The sequence below is a fragment of the Collimonas sp. genome (assembly GCF_039923675.1).
In the GTDB taxonomy this organism is placed as follows: Bacteria; Pseudomonadota; Gammaproteobacteria; order Burkholderiales; family Burkholderiaceae_D; genus Collimonas.
The window spans coordinates 1-11476 of record NZ_JBDTCG010000037.1 but is presented as its reverse complement, the minus strand read 5'-3'; the positions used below and the strand labels follow the sequence as shown (position 1 = coordinate 11476).

At 58.3% G+C, this 11476-nt stretch carries 7 protein-coding genes; 5 read left to right on the top strand and 2 right to left on the bottom strand.

What is annotated here, in order from left to right:
• Positions 1–1692: sodium-translocating pyrophosphatase (locus ABI171_RS07340; protein WP_348091935.1), on the top strand; the 1692-nt coding region annotated here is incomplete at its 5' end.
• 195 nt (positions 1693–1887) lie between these two features.
• Here the strand turns inward: ABI171_RS07340 and ABI171_RS07335 are convergent.
• Positions 1888–2811, bottom strand: a complete 924-nt coding sequence (locus ABI171_RS07335) for a hypothetical protein (RefSeq protein ID WP_348091934.1) — start codon at positions 2809–2811, stop codon at positions 1888–1890.
• A 153-nt stretch (positions 2812–2964) separates the two neighbouring features.
• Here ABI171_RS07335 and ABI171_RS07330 point away from each other — a divergent pair, with 153 nt between their 5' ends.
• From ABI171_RS07330 to ABI171_RS07315, 4 genes are all read left to right on the top strand, one after another.
• Entirely contained in the window at positions 2965–3801 is an 837-nt protein-coding gene (locus ABI171_RS07330; RefSeq protein ID WP_348091933.1) for a M15 family metallopeptidase, read from the top strand.
• A 330-nt stretch (positions 3802–4131) separates the two neighbouring features.
• The gene (gene tssM / locus ABI171_RS07325) at positions 4132–8082 is read left to right on the top strand and encodes a type VI secretion system membrane subunit TssM (protein ID WP_348091932.1); all 3951 of its coding nucleotides are present in this window, start codon (positions 4132–4134) and stop codon (positions 8080–8082) included.
• Positions 8079–9065 (top strand): type VI secretion system-associated protein TagF, encoded by a 987-nt coding sequence (tagF, locus tag ABI171_RS07320; protein ID WP_348091931.1) that lies wholly within the window; start codon positions 8079–8081, stop codon positions 9063–9065. The genes tssM and tagF overlap by 4 nt, the downstream gene beginning before the upstream one ends.
• A 3-nt stretch (positions 9066–9068) precedes the next feature.
• Positions 9069–9851, top strand: coding sequence for an OmpA family protein (locus ABI171_RS07315; RefSeq protein ID WP_348091930.1), 783 nt, complete (start codon positions 9069–9071; stop codon positions 9849–9851).
• A 59-nt stretch (positions 9852–9910) separates the two neighbouring features.
• Here the strand turns inward: ABI171_RS07315 and tssA are convergent, their stop codons facing one another.
• Positions 9911–11002: a type VI secretion system protein TssA gene (gene tssA / locus ABI171_RS07310; protein ID WP_348091929.1), complete on the bottom strand. Its 1092-nt coding sequence runs from the start codon at positions 11000–11002 to the stop codon at positions 9911–9913.
• Positions 11003–11476 lie beyond the last annotated feature (474 nt).

Here is an 11476-nt window from a genome sequence, read left to right as displayed (position 1 = left end):
GCGCTGTACCCACTGGTGCTGGGCGGCGTGTCGATCATCGCCTCGATCATCGGCACGTTCTTCGTGAAGGTGAAAACCGGCGGTTCAATCATGGGCGCGCTGTACAAAGGTGTGATCGTGTCGGCGGTCCTGTCGGCCATCGCGTTCTACCCGGTGACCACCATGCTGATGGCCGACTTCGCCGGTGGCACGATGAACCTCTACCTGTGCGCACTGGTCGGGCTGGCGCTGACCGGCGCCATCGTCTGGATCACCGAGTACTACACCGGCACCCAGTACAAGCCGGTGCAGCACATCGCCCAGGCCTCGACCACCGGGCACGGCACCAACATCATTGCGGGCTTGGGCATCTCGATGAAATCGACCGCCTGGCCGGTGCTGGCGGTGTGTGCGGCGATCTGGGCCTGCCATGAGTTGGCCGGACTGTATGGCATCGCCATCGCCGCCACCGCGATGCTGTCGATGGCGGGCATGATCGTCGCGCTGGACGCTTACGGACCGATCACCGACAACGCCGGCGGTATCGCCGAGATGGCGGACCTGCCGCCGGAAGTGCGTGCAATCACCGACCCGCTGGATGCCGTCGGCAACACGACCAAGGCGGTGACCAAGGGTTACGCGATCGGTTCGGCGGCACTGGCGGCTCTGGTGCTGTTTGCCGATTACACCCACAACCTGCAGGCCAACAACCCGGGGCAGATCTTCACTTTCGACCTGTCGAACCACTTGGTGATCATCGGCCTGCTTATCGGTGGGTTGATCCCCTACCTGTTCGGGGCGATGGCGATGGAGGCGGTGGGCCGCGCCGCCGGCGCGGTGGTGGTCGAGGTACGGCGCCAGTTTCGTGACATCAAGGGCATCATGGATGGAACCGGCAAGCCGGAGTACGACAAGGCGGTCGACATGCTGACGTCCTCGGCGATCAAGGAAATGATCATCCCGTCGCTATTGCCGGTGGTTGTGCCGATCCTGGTCGGCCTGATCCTCGGCCCGGCAGCGCTCGGCGGTCTGTTGATGGGCACCATCGTCACTGGCCTGTTCGTGGCGATCTCGATGACGACAGGCGGTGGCGCCTGGGACAACGCCAAGAAATATATCGAAGACGGCCACCACGGCGGCAAGGGTTCGGAAGCGCACAAGGCGGCGGTCACCGGCGACACCGTTGGCGATCCGTATAAGGACACCGCCGGTCCGGCGGTTAATCCGCTGATCAAGATCATCAACATCGTGGCCTTGCTGCTGGTGCCGTTGTTGCCGGCTACCGGTATGCACCAGGCGGTGGGGCAAGAGGTGGTTCTGGTGCCGGTACCGGTCGCCGCGCCGCCAATGACTGAGATCATTGTCGACAAGAGCGCGCCTGCCGCTTCAGCGCAGGCATCGTCATCTGTCGCCGTGATCTACTTCGAATCGGGCAAGTCCGAAGCCCCGTCCGATACCGCCGAAAAACTGGCGGCGATTATTGACGCCGCCAAAGCCAAGCCCGATGCCAAAGTCGTGGTGAGCGGCTTTCACGACACCACCGGCGATCCGGCCAAGAACGAGGAAATTTCCAAGGAGCGCGCCAAGAGCGTGAAAGCCCTGCTGCTGATTGCCGGCGTGGCCGAAGAGGCGATCGTGTTGGAGAAGCCGCAAGTGACAACCGGCAGTGGCGACAATGCCGAGGCGCGGCGGGTCGAGGTGAATGTGCGCTGAGCGGAAGGAGAGCGGGGTCGGCCTCAAGTTTGGCCGCGCTGTGATCAGCACCGGCGGTGTTATGTAGTCAGTGGCAGAGCGGACGCACAAGCCAGTTGGATTGCGTCCCTCTCGGATAAGCGCGATGGAAAAGAAAAAGGACACCAGAATATCGGTGTCCTTTTTTGATGCCGCCTGCAGCAACTTATCCGTGCATCATCTGTTGACCTTGCATGCGGTATCGGTGTCCCAGCGTCCGGAGCAAATGCGCCAGCGGCACAGCTCGCCTTCGATGATGCCCAGCTGTTTGCAACGTTGCAGCAGGCCGGCGGTACTGTCGCCGTTTTTGCGTTCGACAATATCTGGCTCGTCGGCGGTGTTTTGCGCGAGTACCGGTTCGGCTGCCTTCTTTTTAGCTTGCTGCCGGGACTTCGCAGTCTCTTTGGTTTTAGGTGGCTCCGTCACGCTATCACCATGCGACACCAGCGCGGTCAGGATATTCACGTCGCTGTCGGCAGGCGTGCTTCCGGCTTTTGCCGGCTTCTGTGCGACTGCGGCTTTTTTCTCCGGCGCACTACGATTCACCAGCGGCGCATTCACGCTCTTGGCTGCCGGTTTCGGTTTCGCCGGCTTCGGTTCTTCCAGCGCTTTCTTCAGCGAAGTGGCGGTGACCGGCACACCGGCTTCCAGACTTTCCGTCAGCTTGGCGCGCGGGTCGCCCGACGCTTCGTCGGCGGCCGCGTCGGGTTTATCAGTATGCGCGGCAGGATCGTTTTCGATCACTGCAGCTTGCGATTCGGTTTTTTCAGGCGCTGGCGTGTTAGCTGCGAGAACTGGAGTGCTTGCCGGCAATTTTTCTTTGGGCGCCGATGTCGCCGGCACGTTCGCTGCCGTCGCATCGGCAAGCTGGCCGCTGCGTTGATTCCAGGCAAAAAATCCACCCGCGCCAATCGCTGCGAGCAAGACCACCACAATTGCGCCGCGGAATACACCGGATTTCTTTTGCGCAATGCCTCTCGCCGGAGACTCCTTGCCCTCCAGGGCATTCAGGATGCTCCCGCTACTGTTTTCTGTCGGCGTCGATCCCGATAACAAATTCGGTTTTACGGAGCCACGCGCGGTTTCTTCTGATGGTTGCAAGACACAATTCTCCAAATGTCAGGTATTGAACACAGACCGACGTGACGTCCAGTTTGATAAGGTATACTCTCTGACAACTAAATATGTCAACTGGCAATATATTACCAAAAAAGTACAATTTTTTTTTGGTAATATTCACGAAAGGTGTTTGCGTTGGTCTTAGCCGTTGCTCTTTATTTCCTGCTCGCTTGCGGCATCTCGGGATTGCTGTTGTTTCCGGTCGCCCGCGAGATTGTTTTTTCTGCATTGCTCAAGAGGCGGCAACAAATCGGCGCGCATGTACAGAATTGGAAAGAACGCCGGTCCCGGACAACAAAATCCTTTACACAAAACCTGCAAGCGTCGAGACTCTCGACTTGGCAGTTTGTTAAAAAACATCATTTGATTTTACTCGCAGGAATGGCAGTTGTGCTGATTCCTCCGTTAATTGCCTGGATGTTGAGTGGAAAAAGCATGCTCGGCAGCTATGATGATTCAGGGCAAGTCGTGAATCAGCAGATCGCCGCGTTGCTGGAAGGAGAACAGCTGGTGCCGCCGCCACCGTTGCCGCCTGAGGTATTTACCACCCAGGAAGTGGCGCAAGTGCGGCCGATGCTGGATACCGCCAGCCGTAACTGGCAACAGTTGGATGCGGATTTTACCCAGCGTTTGTTGCTGACTTTCAAGATCATGAAAGAGCAGCATGGTTATGACATGGTGATTATCGAAGGCTATCGCAGTCCTGAACGGCAGAATGCCCTGGCGCAGATGGGGGGCAGCGTTACCAATGCCAAGGCGTTCCAGAGTTATCACCAGTATGGCTTGGCGGCAGATTCAGCGTTCATGCGCAACGGCAAGCTGGTGATTACCGAGAAAGACCCGTGGGCCATGCGCGGTTATCAGCTATATGGTGAAGTGGCGGAATCGGTCGGATTGACCTGGGGCGGGCGCTGGAAAATGATGGACCTGGGGCACGTAGAGTTCCGCAAGCCGGGCGTAATGAAAAGATAATGAAAAGATACAGTAGCTCTTTTTGAACGATACGATAAAAGAGGGGTGGCATGGCAAGGCGATTGACAGGTTCGGACAATGAAATTTCATGCGGTGGCGCAGCCAAAGTTATGCGGCAAGCTGCGGCCACTTGTGTAGCGCAATCCAGATTCACCGTTTAGGTTGATGTAGAAACGCATCGGGCCCGGGGCAGCCAAATCAATTATGTTGTTGCGTAAAAGCAACGGACATGGTGGTTTGACCTTGAGTACGGCTATCGTCATGGCTGCCGATGGCGTTTGCGGTTTTGCATCACTTTCAAAAGAATCAACTACTTAATTACTGATACCTATGCAACGAATTTGGCAATTTTTGACGAATAAACGCACTCTGGCAATCGTCGGCTTTGTGGCTCTCGCCTGTTTTCTGTTTCTTGCCGCGGATGCTTTGCAAGTCGACGGTTTATGGGTCATCGCCTTTCTGGCTGCGATCCTGCTGATCTGGGGCCTGGTCTGGCTGTATCGCAAGCAGAGTACTAAAACCGCGTCGAAAAACCTGAGCGACATGCTGGAAGGGCAGGCCGAGAAAGCCAGCGACAAGCCCAGCACCGTCGGCCGCGATGAAACCGAAACCATCCGCAAGCGGATGCTGGAAGCGATCTCCACCATCAAGAATTCCAAGCTCGGTGAAAAATCCGGCGCTACTGCCTTATACGAACTGCCGTGGTACATGATCATCGGTAATCCTGCCGCCGGTAAAAGCACGGCGGTAGCCAACTCCGGTTTGCAATTCCCGCTGGCTGACAAGAACAGCAATATCGTGCAGGGCATAGGCGGCACCCGGAACTGCGACTGGTTCTTCACTACCGACGGCATCCTGCTGGATACCGCTGGGCGCTATTCCGTGCATGAGGAAGACCGCGCCGAGTGGTTCAGCTTCCTCGGCCTGCTGAAAAAACACCGCAGCCGGGCGCCGATCAACGGCATCATCATCGCTGTCAGCGTGGCTGAACTGGCCGGCAACCGTCCTGAATTCGGCATCAACCTGGCCAAGAACCTGCGCCAGCGGGTGCAGGAGCTGACCGAGAAACTGGAAGTGTTTGCGCCGGTCTACGTCATGTTCACCAAGGCCGATCTGATCACCGGCTTTACCGAATTCTTCGTCGACATGGATCGCGGCGAAAAAGACCGGGTCTGGGGCGCGACCCTGCCTTACAGCAGGAAGACCAGCAGTCAGGACGTGCTGACGCATTTCGATGAACGTTTTGATGAATTGTTTGAGGGGCTGAAAGAAATCAGCCTGGCCAACATGGCCTTGAGTCGCGGCGACCGCCTGCCGCCAGGCGTGCTGACCTTCCCGCTCGAATTTGCCTCGGTGAAGAGTTCTTTGCGCGCTTTCATCGCCACCCTGTTTGAAGAAAATCCGTTCCAGTTCAAGCCGGTCTTCCGCGGTTTCTATTTCACCAGCGCACTGCAGGAAGGCAGCGGCATCAGCAGCTCGTCGGAGCGGATTGCCGAGCGTTTCGACCTCAAGCTGCAAGCGATTGAGCGTCCGGAAGTGCATTCCAAGCACGGCTTCTTCCTGCTTAACCTGTTCCGCAAAGTCATCTTCGCCGACAAGGATCTGGTCTCGCAATACGCCAGCCGCCACAAGACCCGCTTGCGCTACACCATGTTCTTTGTGGCGACCGCTTTCGTCGGCCTGGCGCTGGCCGGCTGGAGCTGGTCGTACATCGGCAACCGCCAGTTGACCGCCAACGTCCAGGCAGATCTGGACAAAGCCATCAAGCTGCAGGAAAAACGGGTCGACCTGCAATCGCGCTTTGAAGCGATGGAGATCCTGCAAGACCGTATCGAACAATTGCAAAAATATGACAACAGCCGTCCGCTCTCGCTGAGCTTCGGCTTGTATCAGGGCGAGTTGCTGGAGCAGAAACTGCGTGAAGAATATTTCGCCGGCGTCAAGGAGATCATGCTCAAGCCGGTCACCGCCAATATCGAATCCTTCCTGTCGGAGATGAACGCCCATTCCGGTCAGCTGGAACCGATGTCGCATCCGGTGCAACTGACCAGCGTCTCTCTGCCTGTAGCAGGGGCCGTTGCACTGGGGCAGGCCACGGGCGGCGCTGCCGCTCCTGTCGCTGGCGCCAATGCTGCGGCGACGGCCTCGGCCACAGCAAGCGGCAGCAGCAGCGGCGCTGCCCAGCAATACAAGGATTCCTCGCCGACCAATGTCCAGGATGGCTACAACGCCCTGAAAACCTACCTGATGCTGAGCGACCGGCAGCGTGCCGAGTCCAGCCATCTGAACGATCAGCTGACCCGTTTCTGGCGCGGCTGGCTGGAAAGCAATCGCGGCAACATGACGCGCGAACAGATGATCCGCAGCGCCGAACGCTTGATGACTTTCTACCTGTCGCAGATCAGCGATCCGTCGTGGCCTACCATCGAAAGCAAGCTGACCCTGGTCGATCAGTCGCGCGACAGCCTGCGCCGCGTGGTGCGTGGCATGGCAGCGCGCGACCGCGTGTATGCGGATATCAAGGCGCGCGCCTCGACCCGTTTTCCGTCGATCACCGTGGCCAGCATCGTCGGTGATCAGGACAAGGAACTGATCGTCGGCAGCTACGCGATTTCCGGCACCTTCACCCGCGACGCTTGGGAGAAATTCATCCAGGGCGCCTTCAAGGAAGCGGCCAACAAAGAATTGCAAAGCGCGGACTGGGTGCTCAAGACCGCCTCCAGCGACGACCTGACGCTGGAAGGCAGCCCGGAACAGATCCAGAAGGCGTTGGTGACGCAATACAAGACCGAGTACGCCAAGGAATGGCAGAAATTCATGCAGGGCGCGAATATCGCCGATCTCGGCGGCTTTGACAACGCGGTCAAGGCGATGAACCGTTTCGGCGATCCATCCACTTCACCGATCAACAAGTTCGTCAACGCCGTGTACGAGCAAACTTCGTGGGACAACCCGTCGCTGTTGAATACCGGCCTGGGCCGCGCGCAAAACGGCGTGGTCGCCTGGTTCAAGCAAACCATCCTGCGCCAGGCGCCGTCCGGCGTGAACGTGAATCTCAACGTCAATGCCAGCGCCAGTGCGGATGGCGTAGCGCCGCCGCTGGGACCGGTCGGCAAGGAGTTTTCCGGCGTCGCCCGCATGGTGAGCGCCAAGGACAACAACGCCACGCTGATGCGCGGCTATATGGAAACCTTGTCGAAATTGCGGACGCGTTTCAACCAGATCAAGAATCAGGGTGATACCGGCCCTGGCGCTAACCAGTTGATGCAGCAGACCTTGAACGGCAACGGTTCCGAGCTGGCCGATGCGCTCAAGTATGTCGACGAGCAAATGCTGGTCGGCATGAGCGATTCGCAAAAGCAGGCCATCCGTCCGATCCTGGTGCGGCCGCTGATCCAGGCTTTTGCGGTCACCATCAAGCCGACCGAAGCCGAGATGAACCGTACCTGGTCGGCACAAGTCTACGCGCCGTTCCAGAAAACCCTGGCGGAGAAATATCCGTTTGCCGCCAACTCGAAGATCGAGGCGACCAGCGCCGAAATCGGCCAGACTTTCGGTCCGGACGGCAGCATCGCCAAGTTCGTCAATTCTTCGATGGGACCGCTGGTGGTACGCCGCGGCGATACGCTGGCAGCCAAGACTTGGGCGGACATGGGCATTACCTTGTCGCCGACCATGGTGTCGAGCTTCTCACGCTGGGTTGCGCCGCTGGGCGCCAGCAGTGCGGCCGCGGCTGGCGCCGGTGGCGCCGCTGCAGACGCGCAAACGGTGTTCCAGATCCAGGCGCTGCCGGCAGCCGGCACCACCGAATACACCATCGAGATCGACGGCCAGCAACTGCGTTACCGCAACACGCAAGCGCAGTGGACCAACTTTGTCTGGCCTAATCCGCAAGGCGTCGCCGGCGCCCGCATCACGGCGGTGACTTTCGACGGCCGCACTATTGAAATCGCCAACCAGCCGGGCCGTTTCGGCCTGGAACGCCTCATCAACACGGCGGTGCGCAAGCGTAAAGACGGTAACTTCGAACTCAGCTGGACCAATGAAAATATTACCGTGCCGATCAATCTGAAGATCATCAGCAGCCCGCAAGTCAGCGCCAAGCCTGATGGCAGCGCACAACAAGGGCAGGGCTTCCGTGGCATGACATTGCCGGAAACTATCGTAGGCACGGCGGCGAGTCCGGTATCCAATCCGGCCGCCGGCGGGGCAACAGGAACAACCGGGGCAACTGCAGCTGCTGCGGCAGGCGTGGCAACTGCAGGAGGAGCAGGACAATGAGCGTTGGAGAAAAGTTGGCAAATATCGGTTATTTCGGGAAAATCCCCAGCCGCGGGGATTTCATCAAGGCCACGGACAACGTGCCGCTGGTGTCGATTCTTGACGAGTGGCTGGCGCAAGCCATGGATCTGCTGTCCGCCGAGCCGCGCTGGAAGATCGCTTACGATGCGGTCAGCCCCTTGCACTTCGCGTTCATCGGCCCTCGCAGCAGGCGCGCCATCGCCGGCCATCTGATCGCCAGCAACGATCAGGCCAACCGGCGCTTTCCTTTCCTCGCCGTCAGCACCATGGAAATCGACGAGCCGCAGGATTTTACGGCGAAGAGCCCGATGGCGTTTTCGCGCCTGTGGAACCGGCTTGAGACCCAGGCTTCCGATGTGATCGCGGCAACCGATCCGGCCATTTCCTTACAAAATCTGACTTCCACCGCCATTACTTTGCAACTCGGCAGCGGCGCGTATCATGCGGCGTTCACCGATTTCATGGAAATCCAGACTGTAGGCGGATTGGAGAACATGCTGCGCAACGCCGGTTTCAAGGGCTCTTTGCGCCATCTGATCCTGGCGCTCGGCATCTTGCTGCAGCCGGTAATGGCGAGCGCTTCCTCGCGTCTGGAAAAGAGCCTGGTGATGCCGTTGCCGGAAGATCCGCTATACCGTAACCTGGTGGCGTCCTACTGGCTGCATCTGATCACGCCATTTCTGCTGCGCGGTAATTTCGAGCTGGCGACATTCGTCACTCGCATCAACGACCGGCCGGCGATGGTGATCGGCTTCAGCGGCGCGTCGCCACGCACCCTGCAGGCGATCATGGATCCGCAGGTCGCGCTGGAGCATCACATTTCTTTCGAGGATGCGAACTGGGTCGAAGAACAGGTCAAGACCGACTACAGCATCACAAAAATCGCCAGCTATCTGGCGCAGCCCACCTTATCGTTAAAATCGGCTCATGATTCGTTTCGTGAAGCATTTATTGGAGCCTGACGCATGCGTTATCTGAGCATTGCCCTGACATCGTTATTGCTGTCGAACCTGGCGCTGGCACAAAATGTGGCGCCCCCTGTAGCGACACCCAAACCTGGCCAGATCCTGGTCAGCGGCACGGTGCCGGACGAAGCCAGCAAACAGAGCGCGCTGAGCAAGTTGCAAGAACTGTATGGCGCCGACCGGGTGGTCGACCAGATCTCGGTGGGTTCGGTGGTGGCGCCGGCAAACTGGAACGGCTATGTGCAAAAACTGCTCAATCCGAGTCTGAAACAAGTCAGCCGCGGCCAGCTGAAAATCGACGGCAATACCGTCAGCATCAACGGCGAGGTCGGCAATGAAGCGCTGCGGCAGCAGATCGCCAGCGAAATCGCCGGCAACCTGAATCCGACCTATACGGTCAAGAACGGCTTGCGGGTTTCGGCGTCGGAGCAAGGCTTGCTGGACCAGACCTTGGCTAACCGCACGATTGAATTCGAAAGCGGGCAAGCCACGCTGACGCCTTCCGGCATGCGCATTCTCGATGAAATGTCGGCGGCGCTGTCGAAGCTGAAAGACAAGAAGGTGGAAGTCATCGGCCATACCGACAACCAGGGCCTGAGGGCGCGTAATATCTCGTTGAGCAAGGCGCGCGCCGATGCCGTCAAGGATTACCTGACGCAGAAGGGCATCAACGGCGACCTGATCGTCACTTCGGGGCAAGGACCGGACCGGCCGATCATGACCAACGATACCGCCGACGGTCGCTCGCGCAACCGTCGTATCGAGTTCCGAGTATCGCAATAAAAACAAGAGCCGGAATAGTTTGGCTGATCGCAGCCGGCATAGCGGCTGCGATCGGTAAATCAGTTCTGGTCTTGTGACTGGTTCTGCTGCAAACCCAGCAATTCCTCGACGTGGGCCAGCGACGCAGGATCCTTGATGACCGTCTGCAGCCAGCTATGCAAGGGCAGGTCACCCCAGCTGGCGGCCTTGTCCGCCAGATAGGCAACCGGGCTATGCGGCTCGGTGCGGCGGAAGAAATCTGCAACATGACGCAGCTGCATCAACGCCTGCGTGCGGTTCTGTATCGGGCCGTTCAGTGTTGCTTGCGGTTCCTGGTGCTCCACCTTGCTCACCTCCTGTTGCACCTTGGGTGCGGTTTGTCCGTTGCCGCCGCCATCTGCCTGCGCCGCAGGGCGAGTCTTGATCCCGGCTTCCTGGGCAAAACGGGTGATGGTCGACATCACGCTTTCCAGCGCTTCCTTGACTGCAGAAAAAGCCGGCCCGTCCTGGCCGACCCGGAAATCAATCGATTTTTCCAGTTGCAGCAGCGCTTGCTGGCATGAGTTGGCGTCCGCCAGCAGGGCTTCGTAGAAAGCCGGCGACGATTTGCGCCGCGCCGATTCGATATCCGCCAGCTTGACGCCATCGCTGTTGCCGCCATCGCCATTGCCGCGTTCTTCATTCGCCGCACGGAGGCGGGCAGACTCGAAGGCGACGGTGGAGAACGCTGTGCCGCGGCCTTCAGTAAGCGGTATTTCGCGCACCAGTTGCACTGAGCGCGTCAACAGCCAGCCGACATTGCCGATCCGCAGTTCCTGGTCGTCATCGTCCGGCACCGGATGCAGCATGTCCCAATAACGGTCGCTCAAGCCGGCCAGCAGCAGGTAGCCGTCAGCCAGTCCGCGAAAATTCCGGACTTTGGCATTGGCTTCCGTCAGCCAGACCGCCAGGCGTAAATCCTTGCTCTGGGTTTCGATCAGCCGCGCGCAGTTGTCGACGACGAAACCCCAGTCGGCTTCTTTCAGTTCGGTGATCCATTCGCCCTGGTCCAGCGACGGATCGTCGAAGCGGCGCGCATGGGCAATGGCGTCAAGATCGCTGGAAAAAGACAGGTCGCCGCCGCAAGGCGTTGACTCGCTGATTGGATTAAGTAATTGATCGACAGAAAACATAAAAGACAAACCCACAAAAGTATTTCAAGCTAGAAAAGGTTGCAGCCGAGAGATCATGAGAAACCCGCCGCCGACAAGGAACATATCGCAACAGTAAATAAAACCTTGCCAATACATTACATGAAACATAAGAGAAATGCAGGAATTTCCTTGGTGCAATCATACCCCAGTGCTGTCCGGCGTCAAAAATGATAGGTTAATTGCCCATATAAGCGGCTGTGGTTTTTCGGTAGCTTAGACTCGGCGCAGGGTGTCAAAAAGTAAAAGGATATGTTTCCGTAGTAACATGTGTCCTGAATGCATGTAGAAAGAACTGTCTTTGCATCTGTGCGAAATGTCATAATTTGTCCTGATTAGTTACGTACCTCAGATTGACCGTGAAAAGCGGTCATTTGCTGATAAAGCGTCATCCCCGCGAACGCGGGGATCCAACTTAAGTACTTGATTCAACATGGATTCCCGCGTTCGCGGGAA

What these genes read in the sequence shown, in the direction of transcription:
- tssM (WP_348091932.1), top strand. Translation starts at nt 4,132, where the DNA reads ATGCAACGAATTTGGCAATTTTTGACGAATAAACGCACTCTGGCAATC.
- tagF (WP_348091931.1), top strand. Translation starts at nt 8,079, where the DNA reads ATGAGCGTTGGAGAAAAGTTGGCAAATATCGGTTATTTCGGGAAAATC.
- ABI171_RS07315 (WP_348091930.1), top strand. Translation starts at nt 9,069, where the DNA reads ATGCGTTATCTGAGCATTGCCCTGACATCGTTATTGCTGTCGAACCTG.
- tssA (WP_348091929.1), bottom strand. Translation starts at nt 11,002, where the DNA reads ATGTTTTCTGTCGATCAATTACTTAATCCAATCAGCGAGTCAACGCCT.